The sequence below is a fragment of the Actinokineospora inagensis DSM 44258 genome (genome assembly GCF_000482865.1).
GTDB lineage: Bacteria > Actinomycetota > Actinomycetes > Mycobacteriales > Pseudonocardiaceae > Actinokineospora > Actinokineospora inagensis.
Window position 1 is genome coordinate 21,267 of sequence record NZ_AXWW01000026.1, and the last position, 19,022, is coordinate 40,288.

The window sequence follows — 19,022 nt, forward strand, 5'->3', positions numbered from 1 at the left end:
TCGAGGAAGTGTTTCCAGCAGAGCATGGCGCGGTGAGGTCGATGAAGGCGGGGTGGTTGCGGAGGTGGCGTTTGTAGCGGGACGGGAGTTGCTTGTACCGGTTAGCCTGCCGTGGTGCGTTCGATGGCCTGGCGCGATCCGGCACCGGATCACCCTCGCCCGCTTGTGCCCGACCGCTACAGCAGTCCCGACCGCGCCTCACGTGGGCTCGGGGCTGCGCCCGGGGGCCAGCGTGAGGAGCCGACGATCGTGCGGGGTCGCGAGTGAGCGCTACCGGGTCCAGTCGAACGCGTTTCCCGCGTGCATGACCGCGAAGACGAAGATGGCCGCCGCGGCCACGGCGACGAGCGGGACCGACCATGGAGCGGACTTGCGATTCGGCAGCAGGCCGACGGGGAGCGCCAAGGCCAAGGCGATCATGAGCAGGGCGGTTAGCGCACGCAGCGCGTAGTCGTAGGTGAGTTCGATGTTGGCGATGTTCGTGCCCCAGCCGAAACCGAGCAGGATGCCACCCGCGCCTGCGGCGATAAGGGCTACCTCCAGCGGGATGCCGAATGGCGACAGCAACGGGGCTGAGGACCTGCGTGATCATGGCGGCCAAGGCGCTGAAGGCCAAGCCCTCGACCGGCCTGCCGTGACCGGTGAGGTCGCCGCGATCGAGGGCGGCGGCGCCTCGGCCTGGTCGCTGTCTCCGCGCTCAAAGGCTGGGGGAACTGAGCGGGCCCGGGGCACGTCCAAGTCGTGATTGGGCTGAGCCGGGAGGTGCGCATCGGTGGCAGAGGGATTCACGGTCGATCTCGGCGCATTGGAGAAGGCGGCCGAGGGGGTCAACAACACCCTGGACGAGCTGGCGGCCAAGAAGGTCAAGGACATCGACGCGGACAAGGGCGCCTTCGGGCACGACGACCTCGCGGACACCGTCGCCGACTTCTGCGAACGCTGGGAGATCGGTGTCGAGCACCTGGCCAAGGACGGGCAGGAGGTCTCGGCCAGGCTCACGCAGAGCGTCGCCGGGTACCTGAAGGTCGACAATTCGCTGAAAGGGCACTTCGACGGCGTCCTGCAGCGGTCCAGCGGCGATGATCCCGGGGTGCACTGATGGCCAAGGAACTCGGGGAGACGTCTGATCCCAAGGAGCTGGTTCCGGGTGACGCCGACTCGGTGACCAGCACGCTCAACGCGATGCGGGCATACGGCGACGCGTTGCACGAGGCTGGCGAGGGTCTTCAGAAGATCGACACCACCGAGGGGTGGACGGGCGCGGCGGGCGATGCTTTCCGCAAGGTGTTCGACGGCCAGCCCGGCAAGTGGTTGGAGGCGGGCGACTGCTTCCACAACGCAGCCACCGCGCTGGAGACGTACACCTCGACGCTGACTTGGGCACAGGGACAGGCGGTCGAGGCGATCCGGCAATGGAACGACGGCGAGGCCGCGACCAACCAGGCCAAGGCCGAACACCAACAGGACGAGCAGGAGGCCGGCCACAGCCTCCCCTTCGACGACTCCGTCGGCGAGGGCAAGCGGGCCGCCGCGCGTGGCATCCTCTCCAAGGCACGTGGCCAGCTCACGAGCGCGGGCGACACCGCCAACAAGACGGTCGGCGCCGCGCGGGACAAGGCCCCGGAGAAGCCCGGGTTCTGGTCGAAGCTGTGGGACGGCATCACGGACATCGCCTCGGACGTGGGCGCCACCCTGGAGAACGTTACGGGCGCGGTGGTCAACACCGTGGCGTCGGTCGGCAACGCAATCATCCACCATCCCGGGGACGTCACCGCGGCAGCCCTGGGCGCGTTGACGATCGCGGCCGGAGCGGGCGGGGAGGGCCTCGGCGGCCTGCTGGACGCGACCGTTGTGCTGGCACCCGCGGGCGTGGCGGTCAACGTGGGCTCTGCCGCGCTCATCGGGCTGGGCGCCACCACCGTCGCGGCCGCCGGCGGGGACATCCTGATGCACGCCGCGAGTGATGACAGCGTGTCACCGATGCGGACTGACCACACCGGATCGTCCGGTGGTGACGGGCTTGAGCCGCGGGAGGTCAACCGGCCGGACAGTGTCCCCGAGGTGAAGGTCGACGACAAGCAGTTCGGCACCAAGGTCGGCAAGCACGCCCAGGACTACGGTCTGAACCCGGGCGACGCCGAGTCCCGGGCGTGGGTCCGGCAGCACGTCGACGACATCTCCCGCACGCCCAACGAGGTCCGCCAAGGCCCCTGGAACCCGCAGGGTGGCGGGGGCAGCGACTACTATTTCCTCCGGAAGGGCGAAGACGTGGTGGTCACGAAGAGTGATGGAACGTTCGTCACCGTCCTCAAGGGCGGCCAGTCCAACGGCTGGTTCAACGGCGCCACTCCGGTGAAGTGAGGACACGATGACCATCGATTTCCGCGCGTACCTCGGCGACACTCTGGCTGGCGTGCGCCGGATCCATCACGCCGTCGGCGAGACCGTGGAGCGGTCGGTCGGCGCCGTGGAGTTCCGGTTCGAGTCCAGCCGAGTGCTGTTCATGGACTCCGGCCCGGACGGCGAGTCGATCCGGATGTCGGCCGAGGCATGGGTGGACCCGTTCGAGGGGAACATGACCCCGGAGAACGTCGAGTTCGTCAGGCGGTCTGGCAAGCTCACCGCGTTCGACGTGTCCGACGAAGAGCCGTTCGCGTCGCTGATCGGCACGAAGGTGATCGATCTCGCCCCGATGATGGCCCTGTCCGACAAGGTCATCGGCTGCGTCGTCAACATCCACGGGGTCTTCGTCGCCGTCTACGCCAACTTCGACGAGTGCTACGTCGTCCGGCTCCCGTAGTCCACCAGGCAGGACCGCCGGACGGCCGTGTTCAACCGCTGTTGACGGTCCTCGGCCTCGACGGTGACGCCATTACTCGTACAACCGAAGCCGCGCAGACCGCGTCTTCGACGACAAACGACTCCGCCATCCCCGACCGAGGAACCATCCACCGAGAACAGCACCAGAAGCGATCGAGGACCGATCCGCGTCGTGCACGGCTTGGTGATTGACGCACTCTGCCACCACCGACCCCACAGCTCAACCGGCGGCAAGCCGCCGGTCACCCGGCTGACCAACCTCCCTGGACATCCCAATTGGACCTGTGTAGTGGCCAGCGTCGAGTGGGACGATGTGGATCATTGTTGCCTCGGTGTCGCCTGCCGTGAGCAGTCGTCGCACTGCTCGGGCATGACGTCGTGGCCGCCGACGAGGTGCCTGCGTCCGGACTCGCTCATGCCGCCAAGCACGCTCATGTGCATCTTGGGAGGGGTTGCGCGGGTCGTACTTACCGCCCAATTCCGACCGACAGGTCCACCCTCATACGCCGCGAAACGCGGTGCGATCAGCGACGGTGGACACTTTCGTCGGGTGATTGCGGCGAGGAACACGCCCGGGAGCGGGAGTGCGACATCGAAGACCTCGGCCCACACTGTCAGCCTGTCGCGATGGGCGAGGTCGGCGGGGCTGGGGGCGAGGATCAGGACCACCGTGGCGGCCCGGAAGAGCCAGCCGCGGGCTTCGAGACGGCGCTTGAACGCGCGGTTGGCCAAGGTGGCGGCGACGATGACGAACAGGGTGCCGAGGGCCATCGTAGCGATGGCGACCGTCTCCTCACCGCTGCCGGTGGCGAACGGGGAGGAGACGGTGCCCCAGACCTTGGCGCGGACGAAGTAGCTGAAGAGGCATCCGACGTCCTCTTCACCGGCGGCGACCCTCTTATCATGTCGGCAGCCAGGCAGGAGTCCTGGGTTGATCCCCTGCTGAAGCACGACTTCGACCACATCAGGAACCTACGGTTCGGCACCAAGGCGCTCTCATATTGGCCGTACCGCTTTTTCGCCGACGGCGACGCGGATGATCTATTGCGACTCTTCGAACGCTGCGTCGATGCCGGGCGACATGTCGCGCTCATGGCTCACTTCTCCCATCCGAGAGAATTGGAAACCGACGCGGTACGCACCGCGATCAGCCGCATCCGATCCACCGGGGCAGTGATCCGCGCCCAAGCCCCTGTCGTGCGACATGTCAATGACGACGCGGAGACGTGGGCTTCGATGTGGCGGGAATTGGTACGTCTCGGCGCGATGCCGTACTACATGTTCGTCGAGCGGGACACCGGAGCCCGCAGCTACTTCGAGCTTCCCCTGCTGCGCGCGTTCGAAATCTACCGCGACGCGTTCAGCAGGGTGTCCGGGTTGGAGCGGACCGCGCGGGGGCCGGTGATGTCGACCGCGCCGGGTAAGGTACTGATCGACGGTACGGTCCAACTCGGCTCCGGTCCGGCATTCGCGTTGCGCCTACTGCAGGCGAGGAAGCGTTCGTGGCTGGCACGCCCGTTCTTCGCCCACTTGGACGAGCACGCCGTGTGGTTCGACGATCTGCGCCCGGTCGACGGAGACCGTTGGTTCTGGGAGGAGTCGCACGGAGACGATGACCTCACGTTCGACTCCATGCCTGCCTGAACCTGGCGGGCGCTCCAACGGAAACAGTGCCCGCTCCGCCCGAGGCGGGGACATCGGAGGTTCGGCGGTCGCAGCCGAGTGCCGCACGCTCACGCGGTCCGAGGCGGGCACATCCGCCGTTTTGTCGTCCTCCGGGTTACCGCGCTCGCGAGCGCGGCTCGGGAGGCCAACCCCACCTTCGCGTATCGCCGTGGTGGAGCGTGTATTAGCCATCGGGGACTGTGGTGGTCGAAATGCTGTCACGGGCTGTGAGCTGCGGGTTCAGGCGGCTGGCTGGTAGTGGTTGAGCAGTCCCGCGAGTCGTTGTGTACGTGTGATCCGGTCGGTCGGGGTAGGACGGGGACTCAATTCCGGATCATCGTCGGGTGCTTGTAGTTCTATGCGGTGGCCTTGGTGGCTGCGGTTGGCGTTGTAGTGCTCGACGTAGGCGCCCAGTACGTGCTGAAATTGACTTTGGCCGGTGATGAGTAGCCGGTCGGTGCATTCGCGTCGCCGTTTACGGTGCGGGTGGAACTGTTGCCCGCGTTGTCGTAGCCGAAGGTCGACGAGGTGGTGCAGGCAGGCCCCGACACCGTCGTCGAGGTCAGCGCGTGCGGGCGGACCGCACCGGCGCCCGAGGTCGGGTAGGTGTACCCCGTCGTGGTGTCGGCCTGGCCGATGCCGTGCTGGACCTGGCCGGTGCGCAGCCCGATGTCGTTGAACGTCCACGACGTCCAGTACGGCGAAGCGCCGCCGACCGTGGTTGAGCCCGGCGTCGTGCTGGGCTGGCCCGCGCAGTTGTCGGTCGCCGTCCACGCCCGGCCAAGCCGCAGGTCGATTCCGTCGCGAAAGGAAACCCAAGCCAAATTGGCGGCGCTGAAGTCATTACGTTCGAAACGGTTGCGGCCGTTCAGCTCCGACATCAGTGAAAGTCCTGATCAAGTTGGAGCAACTCCTGGTGGACGCGATCGGGCGTCGGTGATGCGATATAGCGCCTGATAGCGCACGAGAGCCTGTTGCCACACATCTCCGTGCGTCCTGCTGTCGACCAGGCAGTTGAAAGACCTGAGCCGGTCGATCGAGGATATCGGCTTCGTAGTACTTGAGTCCTGGCTCGCGACAACCACCGAGCGACTTCTGATGGTAGTCCAACGTTTGCTCGTCGTGGCCGCGAGGTGGGAAAAGCGGCCCAGGTTGTCTGGTTTCCCGGCCGCCACGTGCTCGTTGCCGTGGGATCGGCCCAAAGCGAGGGCGGTCTCGCAGTAGCCACATCTTAGATCGTGGGCCTGTTCTTCGCGGTGGTCGGCACGCTCGACCAAGACGAGTGCCTGTTCCAGATGGCGTACGCCCTCCGCGTGAGAGCCGGATCAAGTCGTGCTCCTGCACCAAGTGGGCATTTCCAGCTCCTGCAAAGCAGACCTGACGCGAGAGTTGGACATCGCGGTGAGGCCGACGGCGGCCTGCAAGCTGAGTTGAGAACCAGACTCGGGTTCCGAACTCACATCGGACATCCCCACCCCCGTGAGACCGGGAGATCCGAGCGTAGTGACGGCGCGCGCCTGCAGTCACGAACCCGTGCAGTATGGGCAACCGGGCATCCACGCGGGGGCCGAGTCGACACGGCGAACACTGATCACCGGCGCTGGAACACCGTTGTCGAGACAGGCCCGGCGCATGCACCGGATGGGTGATGTTGGTTGAACGATGGTGTGCGGCCCGCTATGCAGGGCACAGAGGTCATTGCTCACCCACGGAGGTGATGCGTGATGTCGCACGACGTCAGCGGGTCCGCGCTCCCCGGCGGGGGGCCCAGGGAATCCGTTGCCTTGGACGGCCACGGGTTGACCTTGGGCGAGGTGTTCCGGTGCGCCAACAACCCCGGTGCGTTCACCTACCTCCTGGATGACCGGACGCGGGTCCGGATGGACCGGTCGGTGAGTGCGCTGGAGCGGCTGATCGCGACGGGGTCGACGGTCTACGGGGTCACCACCGGGATCGGTGACAGCGGCGACCGGCGGATCGCGACCGAGAAAAGCGAGGCGCTGCAACGGAACCTGGTGCGCCTTCTCCGGGTCGGCGCGGGCTCTTGTGCGCCGCCGGAGGTGGTTCGGGCGACGATGCTCATCCGGGCCAACAGCGCCGCGCGGGGCTACTCGGCGATCAGGCCGGGGGTTGTGCGGACGCTGTTGAGACTGCTCGAAGAAGACGTCCTGCCGGACATCCCCGAACGCGGATCGGTGGGTGCCAGCGGCGATCTCGCGCCGCTGAGCTATCTCGCCGCCGCCCTCATCGGCGAGGGAACGGTCAGGCACGCGGGCCGGGAGACCACGGCGGCGAACGCGATGCGCGAACTCGGTCTGCCGCAGGCGCGGCTGCGCGCGAAAGAAGCACTCGCCCTGGTGAACGGCACGTCCTTCATGGCGGCCTACGCGGCCGTCGCACACGCGGAGGCGACGGAGCTGGCGCTGGTCGCGGAGCTGTGCACGGCCCTGGCGACCGAGGTTCGCCGGGGCCCGGTCGAGCAGTTCGCCGCCGCCGCGCACGCGCACAAGCCGCACCCGGGTCAGCGAGCGAGCGCCCGGCGCGTTGAACGCCTGCTGGCGGGTTCGGGCCTGGCCACCGGCGCAGGCGCGGAATCGGAACGGCACATCCAGGACCCGTACTCGATCCGCTGCGCTCCCCACGCCATCGGCGTCCTGCGCGACACCCTGTCCTGGACCGGCGACTGGCTCACCATCGAGATCAACTCCTGTACCGACAACCCGCTGATCGACCCGGACACCGGGACCGCCCACAACAGCGGCCACTTCTACGGCGGTCACGTCGCACATGCCGCGCACGCCATCTGCTCGGCCGCCGCGAGCGTCGCCGACCTGCTCGACCGGCAACTCCAACTCGTCGTCGACCACAAGTACAGCCACGGACTCCCACCGAACCTCGTCTCCCCCACCGACCCTGCCGAACGCGGCCTGCACCACGGTTTCAAAGGCGCGCAGGTGGCGGCCTCGGCGTTCACCGCGGAGGCGTTGCACCTGACCATGCCCGCGGGTTCGTTCTCGCGCTCCACCGAGTCGCACAACCAGGACAAGGTGAGCATGGGCACGATCGCCGCCCGGCACGCCCGTGCCGCCGTGCACCTGGCCATCGAGGTCGCCGCGGTGCACCTGCTCGCCTTGGCCCAGGCCGCCGACTTGCGCGGTGCCGACAGCCTCGCACCCGGCACCCGGGCCGTGCACGACGTGGTGCGCCTGCACATCCCGTTCTCCGACCACGATCGCCCGCTCGACGCGGACATCGCCCGCGCCGCCGATCTGATCCGTGCCGGTGGCATGGGTGGTGACGTCTCGCCTGATCGTCGTAGTCAGGGTTCCGGTTGGTGAGCTGTGTCGCGCTCGACTCCGCCGACCAGGTCAACTTCTCGCAGGACCCTCCTCTTGAGTGTTAGTCTTTGACCACGATTGACGAGGTCATTCCGAGATGGGCGATCAGACCTTCTCGAGTAGCCATCGGATGCTTCGCGCTCGCGATAGCAGCGCCCCACTGGATCGGGGTACTCATTGAGCCCTTTTCATCCTGTGGTGGTTTCGTGGTTCTGCAGTACGTGGATGGCTTTGGCGAGTCGGCCGATGCGGCGTGGGCTGACTCGGACTTTGCGCAGGATGCGCCAGGTCTTGAGTTGGGCGTTGGCGCGTTCGCCGGGGCCTCGAAGGCGGGCGTGGGCACGGTTGGCGTCCTTCTGTGACTCGGGTTTGTTCTTGCCCTTGTAGGGGGTGATGACGTGCCGGCGGGTGGGGTCGTAGCCGTGATAGCCCTTGTCGCCCAACGCGATCAGCCCGGTATCGCGCAGAGCGGCGAGAATCTGCCAGATCCGGGCCGCGGCGGTGTCGTGGGTGCTGCCGGGCAGATCGCCCGACACCCACAGGATGGTGCCGTCCGGTGACGCGAGGACCTGCAGGTTCATCCCGTGCATCCGGTGTTTGCCCGAGTAGAACGGTCGGTCCGCGGCGATCCGGTCGATCGGGATCAGCGTGCCGTCGATCACCACGAAGGCCGTGCCCCGCCGTTTCGCCTCCCTCAGCGCCTCGCGTAGTTTCGGGGACCGTCGTGCGAGCAGTTCCACGGTCTCGCCGACGTAGCGCCAGCAGGTCGTGGTCGAGACCCCGAACCCGGCGCCGACCTCGGCGAACGGCTCACCCTTACGCAGGTACACCAGCACCAGCAGGGCCTGTTCACCCGGGTCGAGCTTGCGCCACACCGAGCCCATGTCCCTGCGATGGGCGCGGATCAGACCGGACACGAAGGTCAGGGTCCGATGTGACAACGGCAGAGCGGCACGGTAGAACAGCATCTGAAGCCCCTGGGTGCTACAGGACGATCTTGGTCGAGAGTTCTGCTACCAGGGGCTTCGCCACATCCAGGCGTCGACGCGCCGGTGGTCATCAACCTGTTATCCGCAAGAACCCCTGCCCGCCAACACATCCAGCCCAGGATGAAAAGGCTCATTGATCAGGAAAGTGGTCGTCGTCGGCGGCGGTACCGCGGGGTGGATGACCGCCTCGTACCTGAAAGCAGCATTCGGTGACCGGATCTCGGTCACGCTCGTCGAGTCCGGGAAGATCGGCACCATCGGCGTCGGCGAGGCGACCTTCAGCGATATCCGGCACTTCTTCGAGTTCCTCGACCTCAAGGAAGAGGACTGGATGCCCGCATGCAACGCCACGTACAAACTGGCGGTGCGGTTCCAGGACTGGCGCGGGCCTGGTCATCACTTCTACCACCCCTTCGAGCAGATGCAGTCGGTCAAGGGGTTCCCGTTGACCGACTGGTGGTTGCGGGGCGGGCCGACTGACCGGTTCGACTCGGACTGCTTCGTGCTGGCATCGCTCTGCGACGCCGGGCGCAGCCCGCGTCACCTGGACGGATCGTTGTTCAAGCGGGGATCCGGCGACGAACCCCTCGGTCTCACCATGTCCGAACACCAGGGCAAGACGCAGTTCCCGTACGCCTACCACTTCGAGGCCGCGTTGCTGGCGAAGTACCTCACCGGGTACGCGACCGACCGCGGCGTGCGGCACGTGATCGATGAGATCTCCGACGTGCGGCTCGACGACCGCGGCTGGATCGACCACGTGCTGGCCAAGGAGCACGGCGAGTTGCACGCCGATCTGTTCGTCGACTGCACCGGCTTCCGGGGCCTGCTGCTGAACAAGGCGCTCAAGGTCCCGTTCGTGTCCTATCAGGACACCTTGCCGAACGACAGCGCGGTCGCCATGCAGGTACCGCTCGACATGAAGGAGTTCGGCATCCGGCCGTGCACCACGGCGACCGCCCAGGGCGCGGGCTGGATCTGGACGATCCCGTTGTTCGGCCGGATCGGCACCGGCTACGTGTACGCCAAGGACTATTGCACGCCCGAGGAGGCCGAGCGCACCCTGCGCGAGTTCGTCGGCCCGGCGGCGGCCGAGGTCGAGGCCAACCACATCCGGATGCGGATCGGCCGCAGCGCGCAGGCGTGGCAGCACAACTGCGTCGCGATCGGACTCTCCAGCGGTTTCGTCGAGCCCCTGGAGTCGACCGGGATCTTCTTCATCCACCACGCGATCGAGCAACTGGTCCGGCACTTCCCAGACGCGGATTGGCATCCGAGGCTGCGCGAGCAGTACAACTCCGCCGTCGCGCACGTGATGGACGGCGTCCGCGAGTTCCTCGTGCTGCACTACCGCGGCGCCGCACGTCATGACACGCAGTACTGGAAGGACACCAAGACCCGCGAGCTCCCGGACGGATTGGCCGAGCGGATCGAGCACTGGCAGGTGCAACTCCCCGACACGGAGAACGTATTTCCGCACTACCACGGCCTGGCACCGTACTCGTACATGTGCGTCCTGATCGGCACCGGCGCCATTGCGCTCCGGCCCTCGCCCGCGCTGAGCCTCACCGACGACACGGCAGCGCGCAAGAGGTTCGCGGAGATCCGCGACAAGGCTCGCCACCTCGTCAGCACATTGCCTTCGCAGTACGAGTACTTCACCGAGATACGCCGCACATGAACGTGGCGGACTTCCTACTGCGCGGCACGCACGCGGCGGCGGCGCTGACCGTCGTACTGGCCGTCGGCCGACTCGGCCGCGCTGCCGCCCGGCGGCTGCGCCAACCGGAGGTGATCGGCGAGATCGTCGCGGGCCTGGTCGCCGGGCCCGCGGCGGTCGCGGTGCTGGGTGCCCGGACGTTCGCCGTCATGCTGCCCGGCCGGGTCGTCGATCTGCTGAAGCTGTGCGCCGAGGTCGGGCTGGTCCTGTTCCTGCTCGGGCTCGCGCACAGGTTCCACCAGGGCGAACAGCGACCGCCGCGCCGCGCGGCCTACTGGGTCGTCGCGGGCGGGCTCGCACCCGCGCTGCTCTCGGGTGTCGCGTTCGCGGGGTGGATCCTGCTCGCCGAAGACCACGACGTACGCGGGAACGCCCCGTTACCCGCGTTCTTGCTGATGTGCGGAGTGGCGCTCTCGATCACGGCGGTGCCGGTGCTGGCCCGAATCCTCGCCGACCGCGGTGCCACCGACACCTCCGAAGGCCGGTTGTCGATGACCGCCGCGGTCGTCATCGACACCGTCGGCTGGCTGCTGCTCTCAGCGACCGTTGGCCTGGCTTCCGGGCGGCCGCACGGACTCCTGCAAGCCATCGCGGTGCTCACCTGCGGCGTGCTGGTCGCGTCGGCCGTGCGGTACGCGCTGCGCGGCCAAGCCGCCACCGCCCTGTGCCGGAGTGCGCCCGCGATCACCGCCGTGTTCCTCGCCGTGCTCGCCTTGGCGGTCGCCCTGGGCGTTGAACACCTCGGTCTGACCGCCATCCTCGGCGCCGTCCTGATCGGACTCGCGGTGCCCGCCGACGACTCGTGGGCACGGGTCGTCGCCTCGGTGACCAGGGTCGGCCGCGCACTGGTCCCGGTGTTCTTCGTCGTGACCGGGCTGACCGTGTTCGCCGCCGGGATCGGCACGTTGTCGTGGTCGCTGATCGTCGTCGCGACCGTCTTCGCCGTGGTCGGCAAAGGCGCGGGCAGCTACCTCGGCGCGCGCATGGCGGGCGAGGACAGCCGTACCGCGGCGAAGGTCGGCGTCTTGATGAACACGCGTGGCCTCACCGAACTCATCGTGCTCAAGGTCGGCCACGACACGGGAATCCTGACCCCACCGGTGTTCGTCGCGCTCGTCGTGATGGCGGTGGCGACCACCTCGGTGACCGGCCCACTGCTGCTGGTGCTCGACCGGTGCGTGCCAAGGACCGCTGCCGACACCGAGGGAACAGCCGGATGAACGACTCGACCGGCCGGGGTGGCCGCGGTGACCGGGTTCGACCGATGGAGACGTCATGCCCTTCGACGCACGCGCGTTCAGCTTCAGCAATACGAGCCTTGTCGTCGATCCATACCCGGTCTACGCGGAGATCCGCGAACGCGAACCGATCCACCACTCGCGGATGTACGGCGGTTCCTGGCTCCTGTTCTCCTACCAGGACGCCGCCGCCCTCGCGCGCGACCCCAGGCTGACCAACAACCGCGCCACGCTGCCCATCATGGCCCTGCCCGAGCACCAGCGCGGTGAGTTCGACGAGTTCGTCACGTTCCTGCGCATGTGGACCGGGTTCCTCGAAGGCGAGGAACACACGGTCCGGCGGGCGCGGATGGACGAAGCCTTCCGGGTGCTCACCCCGTCGCTCGTCGCCGAGGTGGTGCGGGGCGTGGTCAACGGGCTCATCGACGGATGGGACGGACGCGATCAGGTCGACCTGGTGGCCGACTTCGCTCGGCCGATGCCCGCGATGGTGCTCACCACCCTCATCGGAGCCCCGCAGAGTGATCACGAACAGTTGGACCGCTGGTCCGACGACCTCGTCTACCTGTTCGGCGCCAGCGCACTCACCGTCGAGGACGTCCGGCGCGGCTGGGCAGGCGGTAGGGCCCTGATGGCCTACCTGCGCGAACTCGCCGCCGACACGGGCGGGCTTCCCCACCGCGGCCTGCTGGGGGAACTGATGGCACAGCGGGACGGCGGGTTCGGCTTCACCGCGGCCGAGGCCTGCGCGCAGTGCGTGATGATGATGTTCGCGGGGATCGAGCCCGCCCGCCATCTGATCGGCAACGCGATGATGGCCCTGCACCGGTTCCCGGACCAGCGACGGCTGCTGGTGGACGCCCCGCGCCTGTGGCCCGCCGCGGTGGAGGAGTTCCTGCGCTTCGACCCACCTGTCCAGTACATCGGGCGGCTGGCCGCCGAGTCGTTCACCTTCCGCGGCCACGATTTCGAGAAGGGGCAGCCGGTGCTGCCGTTCATCGGATCGGCCAACCGCGACCCGGACCAGTTCACCGACCCGGACGTGCTCGACATCCGCAGACGCCCCAGACACCTGTCGTTGGGCGGCGGAGCGCACCGCTGCATCGGCGCGGGGGTCGTGCGGATCCAGACCGCGGTCGCCCTGCGCACCCTGCTGGACCGGGTCCCCGACATCGCTGTGCGCGAGGACCCGCCGCCGAAGTGGAACGCCTACTTCGGCTTCCACGGATTGGAGTCCCTGACCGTGTCCACATCGCACGTCGAGCGAAGAACCCCCAGGAGGTAACCCGTCATGGACAAGGCGATCGACTACGACGTGGTCATCATGGGTGGCGGACCCGCGGGCGCCACGCTCGGCGCGTTGCTGGCCCGCCGCCCGGGGCTGCGCGTCGCGATCTTCGACAAGGAGCGGTTCCCGCGCGAGCACATCGGTGAGTCGTTCGCCCACACCATGATCCCGGCACTGGAGCAGAGCGGCGCGCTGGCCAAGGTGCTGGCGAGCGACTGCTGGGTCAAGAAGTTCGGCGGCGGCCTGTTCAACTGGGGCGACACGCCCATGTTCGCCTTCTTCGACCAACCCAACTACCGCCGCGACGGCGTGCACCGCTTCGCCGTCCACGTGAACCGGGCCGAGTTCGACCACGTACTGCTCCGGCACGCGGCCGACTCCGGTGTCGAGGTGTTCGAGGGAACCCCGGTCAGCCAGGTCGATTCCGACGACGACGGCTGCACGGTGACGCTCAAGGACGGCACCGCGGTCCGGTCGCGCTACTTCGTCGACGCGTCCGGCCGTCGCAACAGCATCGCCACCAAGCAGAAGCGGCAGTGGCTCTCCGGATACCGCAACATCGCCATCTGGCAGCACTTCACCGGCGGCAAACCGGTGCAGTCCCTGCCCGGCGACTGGAACATCTTCCGTGCGAACGACCTGTCCCCGATCGGCTGCTTCGCCTTCCGCGACGGCTGGTGCTGGTACATCCCGGTCCGCAAGGTGGTCAACGGCGAGCGCAGGCGGACCTACTCGATCGGCATCGTCACGATCCCGGAGATCCTCAAGCGGGACGGCTACGACCTCACTGACCAGAGCACGTTCGTCAAGACCATCAAGTCCGTGCCCTACCTGCGGGACCTGATCGCCGATGCCGAACCGGTCGCGGACGGCATGCTCACCGCGACGAACTACTCGATGATCAACGGCCAGTTCGCCGACTACGACAAACGATGGCTGCTCGTCGGCGACGCCGCGTACTTCGTCGACCCGCTGTTCTCCTCCGGAGCCGGATTCGCCACCACCATGGCCGTCAACGCGGCCACGGTCCTGGACCGCACACTCGCGGGCGACCTCGATGACCGCGACCTCCGCGACCTGTGGGACGACTACGACGACGGCTGGCACAACATGGCCGAGACCTTCGCCCTGGCGATCGACCAGTGGTACCACGCGCTCGGCAAGAGCGACCCGGACAGCGTCTACTGGACCCACCGCGGCACCAGCCCCGATCTCGACATCCAGCCACGCACCTTCGACGTGCTGATCAACACCGCGGTCACCGCGCACGTCCTGCAGAACATCGTCGACACCCGGGTGGACGGCCTCGCCCCGCCCCCGGTACACGGCGAGGGACCACTGTCCCGGGTGATCGAACACGACCGACACCCGAAGGCGGACCCGGACGCCCCACTCGCGTTGGCCCCGAACGTGTTCGTGCGCAAGGGAATCGGCCTGGACGTGCCCGGGTTCAAGGGATTCCTCCCAGTACCGCCGTTCGACAGCGAGATCGACGAGCGCACCAGGGCCGCCGTCGCGAAGTACTGGTCCGACCCGATCGCCCACCACGACGCCATCCCCTCCCCGGTGGCCGAACCCACCACCGCCTACCGCTTCTCGTTCACCGACGACGACACCCGCACCCGCATCCGCGGACTGGACCGCGAGGGAACTGCGCGGCTGCTCGCACTCCTGGCCACCAAACCGACCACGCGCCAACTGGCCGGGCAACTCTCCCCAATCCAACAACACCTCCTGCGACGCCTCATCCGTGCCGGACTGGTCACGACATCCGCTACCACGTGATTGCGTTACAGGCACAACTCCCAGTCCTCCTGCACTGGTCGAAAATGCCTGTCAACCCGATCCCCGTCGCATGCCCTGAACCATCCGGCAGACCGAGCCGGACCGCGTGTCTGTTCATACGTTTTGTGACCGGGTTACAGTTTTCGCCGCGATCTTGGCTGAACCTGTGTTGCTCCCGTCAGCGCAAGGGCTTGAACCGAAGTCCGCAATGGTGCTTGCGGGTATTTCGCCGGAGCGGAAACTCGGCAACGATACGAGTCGTGTCCTGCGGCAAGTAGGCCGCACCACTTCAACGAACGGGACGATTTCATGAAACGTGTCATGACCGGGTTTGTGGTCGTCGCGACCGGTCTTCTCGCCACGGGGATGTTCGCAGGCACCGCGAGCGCGGATGGCCCGCCGCGCCCGCCCGGCGTACCGGCGAACTACGTCTACTACAAGGACATCCGCGGCGGCATCGGTGAGTGCAACAGCGCGGGCGCCTACTTCGTGCAACAGGGCTTGATCAAGTCCTTCATCTGCGACCAGATCCAACCACCCACAGCAACCGCGGCGGGCGACAGCGAACTGTGGGCATACCTGCCCTGAGCGCGCCACACCGACTGCGCCCAGCGGGAGGGTACCGAAGTCGACCACCCGCATGCCTGCCGAGTCCCGGTCGATCATGAGCGACTCGATCGCACGCAGGAGCCGCGATAAGAGGTGCGTCAACCAGCCGCGCAGCCACCATCAACAAGCCGGCTCGCGCCCTGAACTGCTGACGCGGCCCGTCACCTGACCCGGAAACCCAGCGGGGAGGCGCCCGCCGAGCGGGAAGCGGTGGACGCCCGCATCCGCGCACTCAAGCCGAACCCCACCACGCTGTGAACCGGCGCGACCTCGGGTCGAAGGGCGGACGCCCGCCTGCCTTCGACCCGAGGTCTGCGACAGCGCAATGCCGTGGAATGTGGCATCAAACGCAACTGCGGCATGGCCACCCGCTGGGCGAGGCAGGCCGTGCGCTACCAGGCGATCAACGAATGGTTCTGACTCACTTACCGGACGCGTCTCGGGCGGCGGCTCGCCGGTCCAGCCAGTTCAGGATCGCCTGGTTCGTTTCGTCCGGCTTTTCCTGCTGGATCCAGTGACCGCAGTCCAGGTCGACCACTTCCACGTTGGGCACGAACTCGGCCAGTCGTTCCGACTTCAGGATCGTGTCACGCTCGCCGTAGATCATGAGTGCGGGCTGCCGGATGACCGGGTCCACGTCGGCCACCAGACGCCAGTTGCGGTCGAGGTTGCGGTACCAGTTGATGCTGCTCGTGAAGCCTGTCGACTCGAAGGCGGAGACGAAGACGGCCAGTTCGCTCTCGCTCATGACGGGCTCGCCGAGGGGTGTCTCCGCTCTGGCGAGATCGATCATCGTCATACCCGGCTGAGGCGGTGCCGGGGGCAGGTTCTTCCGGAACATGTTGCGCAGGAACTGGGCCGTGTGCTCGTCGAGCACGGCGTCTGCGACGCCCGGCTGCCGGTTGAAGTGGACGAAGTAGAAGTCGCCGCCGAGCACGGCCTCCATGAACTCGATCCAGGGCATCTCCCCGCGCTCTTGGTAGGGCAGGCTCAGCGCCACCACGCCGTTCACCCGGTTCGGGTGCAGCAGGGTCAGGCCCCAGACGACGAACGCGCCCCAGTCGTGGCCGACGAACGTGGCGTCCGCGTAGCCGTAGTGATCGAGGAGTGCGACGAGGTCACCCGACAGGTGCTCGATGTCGTAGTCCGTCACGTCGGCAGGACGGGACGAGTTGCCGTAGCCCCGCTGGTTCGGGACGATGACGTGGTAGCCCGCCGCGGTCAGGGCCCGCACCTGGTGGCGCCAGGAAAAGGCATGCTCCGGCCAGCCGTGGCAGAGCACGATGGGCTTTCCCGCGTTCTCTCGGCCCGCTTCGAAGACCTCGAGTTCCACACCGTTGACGGGGACAATGGTGGGTTCGGGAAAGTCGGTCGGATTGAACATCGTATTTCCTCTCGGTCGCTTGGGGCGTCAGCGTCGGTGCGACTGACGGCCGATGCGGTCATGTCGCCATCGTGCCGGTGGAAACAGGTCACCCAATGACCGGTTTTCTGTGGGAGTGTTGGCGGTATGCGAGCCGACCGGCTGATGGCCATCCTCCTGCTGCTGCAACAGCGCGAGCAGCTCACAGCGGCGGACGTCGCCCGGGAGCTGGAGGTGTCCGAGCGCACCGCCCGCCGTGACTTCGACGCCCTGGCCATGGCAGGCGTGCCCGTCTACTCCATACAGGGCCGGGGCGGCGGCTGGCGCCTCGTGGGCGGCGCCCGCACCGACCTGTCCGGGCTGACCGCGACCGAGGCCCGCGCCCTGTTCCTGGTTGCAGGCCCGGCCTCGGCCGCGAGGCCACCCGTGAAAGCAGCGCTGCGCAAGCTTGTCCGTGCCCTGCCGGAGCCTTTCCGGGTGCAGGCCGAGGCGGCAGCGGCGTCGTTGGTCACGGACCCGCAACGGTGGGGGTCGGGTCGGATCCAGCACCGGCCGCCGCCCCGCTTCCTCGACGAACTCCAGGACGCGGTGATCCGCGGCGTCCAGGTGCGGCTCGGCTACGTCGACGGCAACGGCGCCGAAACCGAGAGAACCACCCACCCGCTGGGCATCGTCGCCAAGGGCGCGTCGTGGTACCTCGTCTGCAACACCGACGCAGGCAGGCGGACCTTCCGGATCGACCGCGTGTCGTCCGCCGACCCGACCGACGATCCCGTACACCGACCCGACGACTTCGACCTCGCCGAGAGCTGGCGCGATATCGCCGACGAGGTCGAACGCAGGCGGACCCCCCTCGAAACCCAGGCGACCTGCACACCCGACGGGATAGCCCGGCTCCGGATGGTGCTCGGCGACCGGCTCGAGATCGGAGGCTCCACCACCGACGGCCGCATCGAGGTCGTGATCCGCGGCTACAACGAGTACGCGCTCGCCGGCGAGCTCGCCGGACTGGTCGAATGGCTCGAGGTGACCGGCCCCACGGGTGTGCGAGACCACTTGGCCTCGATCGGCAAAGCACTCGTCGAGCTGTACGGCTGAGACCTGCCCGTCGCCGATCTTCTTACTCGGCTCAGTGTCTCTGACCTGCGGGTTAGGCAGCAGCGAGCCTGTACTCGTTCGCTCGCGGGCAGCGCGCAGCGATCTTCACGACCTCGATACCGGAGTCCGCCCAGGACACCGTCGAACGCCGCAGTGAACTGCCCGCCACGATCGCGGTACACCCGTTGCGCCCCAGCGTCGGCGAACCTGCCCAACACGTCGGTGCGCTGGTCGGTTGACCCCTGCACGTTGATCTCGTCGAGTACCTCGGCGGTGCGGGTTCGCGGGAACCGGCGCGGGCTGGACGGGGCCGATTGACCGTGCGGTGTACGAGCTTTGCCGGTGGGATGAGGGCCGGTTGGAGTCACTGTGGGTGAGGGGGTGAACACGCAGGATGTCGGGGGCGATCAGCTGGGTGGATGGGTCGCGACGGCGCGGGTCCGACTGGGGAGGGGGAGTTCTATGCACAAGCCAGGGGGTGGCGATCTCGCACGTGCCCCAGTTGCGCGGGCGGCACTTCCGCAATGACGGCATCGGCAACTTCACGGAGGTCTGAGCAATGGCGAAGAAACTCGGCGTCCTCGGCGTGGCCGCGGTGCTCACGCTGGCCTTGGCGTCCCCGGCGAGCGCGGGCGAATGGAACGCGCCGTTCTCTGGTGACGTCGACGGCGACGGGCGGGCCGACGTGGTCACCCTCACCGGCAGTGTGGGCTCGACGTGCACGTTGCAGATCGCCCACGGCCTGCCCGGTGGCGGGTACGGCGCCGCGATCACCTACAGCTTCCCGAATCCCCTCCAGTACCCGGTGTGCGGCGACATGGGCGAGGTCGTCGACCTCGGCGGTGACGGCACGAACGAGATCGTGACCACCGACTACGACGCGTTCGACACCGCGTACGCCTTCTACGTGCTGCGCCAAACGGACCCGACAACGGTGACCTTCGTCAGCAGGGAATACGGGGACATCATGCCGAACCGAATCTGGCAGACCGACTTCAACCACGACGGCCGCCAGGACATTTGCACGTACACCGACCAGGGCCGGGGCGTCGACTACTACCTCAACACCGAGTCCGGCGGGCTTTTGTGGCTCTTTTGAGATACGGGTC

General features: G+C 67.5%; 16 protein-coding genes. 12 read left to right on the plus strand and 4 right to left on the minus strand.

What is annotated here, in order from left to right; translation table 11 throughout:
- Positions 1–270: 270 nt before the first annotated feature.
- Positions 271–567 (minus strand): hypothetical protein, encoded by a 297-nt coding sequence (locus H504_RS0111000; RefSeq protein WP_026422815.1) that lies wholly within the window; start codon positions 565–567, stop codon positions 271–273.
- 205 nt (positions 568–772) lie between these two features.
- Here H504_RS0111000 and H504_RS0111005 point away from each other — a divergent pair, with 205 nt between their 5' ends.
- The 4 genes from H504_RS0111005 to H504_RS41060 all read left to right on the plus strand — a co-directional run bounded on the left by H504_RS0111005 (position 773) and on the right by H504_RS41060 (position 4,464).
- Positions 773–1,099 carry a hypothetical protein gene (locus H504_RS0111005; RefSeq protein ID WP_026422816.1) on the plus strand — a complete coding sequence of 109 codons (327 nt, stop codon included), beginning with the start codon at positions 773–775 and terminating at the stop codon, positions 1,097–1,099.
- Positions 1,099–2,361 carry a putative T7SS-secreted protein gene (locus tag H504_RS34455; RefSeq protein WP_051385724.1) on the plus strand — a complete coding sequence of 421 codons (1,263 nt, stop codon included), beginning with the start codon at positions 1,099–1,101 and terminating at the stop codon, positions 2,359–2,361. Before H504_RS0111005 ends, H504_RS34455 begins: the two co-directional genes overlap by 1 nt.
- 7 nt (positions 2,362–2,368) lie before the next feature.
- On the plus strand, positions 2,369–2,800 hold the full coding sequence (locus H504_RS0111015; RefSeq protein WP_026422817.1) for a hypothetical protein: 432 nt from the start codon (positions 2,369–2,371) through the stop codon (positions 2,798–2,800).
- 647 nt (positions 2,801–3,447) lie between these two features.
- Entirely contained in the window at positions 3,448–4,464 is a 1,017-nt protein-coding gene (locus H504_RS41060; protein WP_157440347.1) for a hypothetical protein, read from the plus strand.
- Positions 4,465–4,841: 377 nt separating this feature from the next.
- On the opposite strand, the gene H504_RS0111030 is transcribed toward H504_RS41060, so the two are convergent.
- A complete protein-coding gene (locus tag H504_RS0111030; protein ID WP_026422818.1) occupies positions 4,842–5,366 on the minus strand; it encodes a hypothetical protein in 525 nt (174 codons plus the stop codon).
- Between the two features lie 843 nt (positions 5,367–6,209).
- On the opposite strand from H504_RS0111030, the gene H504_RS34465 reads away from it, so the two are divergent.
- Positions 6,210–7,823, plus strand: a complete 1,614-nt coding sequence (locus H504_RS34465; protein ID WP_051385727.1) for an HAL/PAL/TAL family ammonia-lyase — start codon at positions 6,210–6,212, stop codon at positions 7,821–7,823.
- 188 nt (positions 7,824–8,011) lie between these two features.
- Here H504_RS34465 and H504_RS0111040 read toward each other — a convergent pair whose 3' ends face one another.
- The gene (locus tag H504_RS0111040) at positions 8,012–8,791 is read right to left on the minus strand and encodes an IS5/IS1182 family transposase (protein ID WP_026422819.1); all 780 of its coding nucleotides are present in this window, start codon (positions 8,789–8,791) and stop codon (positions 8,012–8,014) included.
- 154 nt (positions 8,792–8,945) lie between these two features.
- Here H504_RS0111040 and H504_RS0111045 point away from each other — a divergent pair, with 154 nt between their 5' ends.
- The 5 genes from H504_RS0111045 (at position 8,946) to H504_RS0111065 (ending at position 15,431) form a co-directional block, all read left to right on the plus strand.
- A complete protein-coding gene (locus H504_RS0111045) occupies positions 8,946–10,493 on the plus strand; it encodes a tryptophan halogenase family protein (protein ID WP_026422820.1) in 1,548 nt (515 codons plus the stop codon).
- Positions 10,490–11,752 (plus strand): cation:proton antiporter, encoded by a 1,263-nt coding sequence (locus tag H504_RS0111050; protein ID WP_026422821.1) that lies wholly within the window; start codon positions 10,490–10,492, stop codon positions 11,750–11,752. Before H504_RS0111045 ends, H504_RS0111050 begins: the two co-directional genes overlap by 4 nt.
- A gap of 55 nt (positions 11,753–11,807) precedes the next feature.
- Positions 11,808–13,055: a cytochrome P450 gene (locus tag H504_RS0111055; RefSeq protein WP_026422822.1), complete on the plus strand. Its 1,248-nt coding sequence runs from the start codon at positions 11,808–11,810 to the stop codon at positions 13,053–13,055.
- 6 nt (positions 13,056–13,061) lie between these two features.
- Positions 13,062–14,843 carry an NAD(P)/FAD-dependent oxidoreductase gene (locus H504_RS0111060; protein ID WP_084467552.1) on the plus strand — a complete coding sequence of 594 codons (1,782 nt, stop codon included), beginning with the start codon at positions 13,062–13,064 and terminating at the stop codon, positions 14,841–14,843.
- Between the two features lie 309 nt (positions 14,844–15,152).
- Complete coding sequence (locus tag H504_RS0111065) at positions 15,153–15,431, plus strand: hypothetical protein (RefSeq protein WP_157440348.1); 279 nt, start codon at positions 15,153–15,155, stop codon at positions 15,429–15,431.
- 442 nt (positions 15,432–15,873) lie between these two features.
- Here the strand turns inward: H504_RS0111065 and H504_RS0111070 are convergent, their stop codons facing one another.
- Positions 15,874–16,836, minus strand: a complete 963-nt coding sequence (locus tag H504_RS0111070) for an alpha/beta fold hydrolase (protein WP_026422825.1) — start codon at positions 16,834–16,836, stop codon at positions 15,874–15,876.
- A gap of 126 nt (positions 16,837–16,962) precedes the next feature.
- Between H504_RS0111070 and H504_RS0111075 the strand changes: the two genes are divergently transcribed.
- Together H504_RS0111075 and H504_RS0111080 are read left to right on the plus strand one after the other, a co-directional pair.
- Complete coding sequence (locus H504_RS0111075) at positions 16,963–17,913, plus strand: helix-turn-helix transcriptional regulator (protein WP_026422826.1); 951 nt, start codon at positions 16,963–16,965, stop codon at positions 17,911–17,913.
- Positions 17,914–18,472: 559 nt separating this feature from the next.
- The gene (locus tag H504_RS0111080) at positions 18,473–19,012 is read left to right on the plus strand and encodes a hypothetical protein (protein ID WP_026422827.1); all 540 of its coding nucleotides are present in this window, start codon (positions 18,473–18,475) and stop codon (positions 19,010–19,012) included.
- The last annotated feature ends 10 nt before the right edge of the window (positions 19,013–19,022 follow it).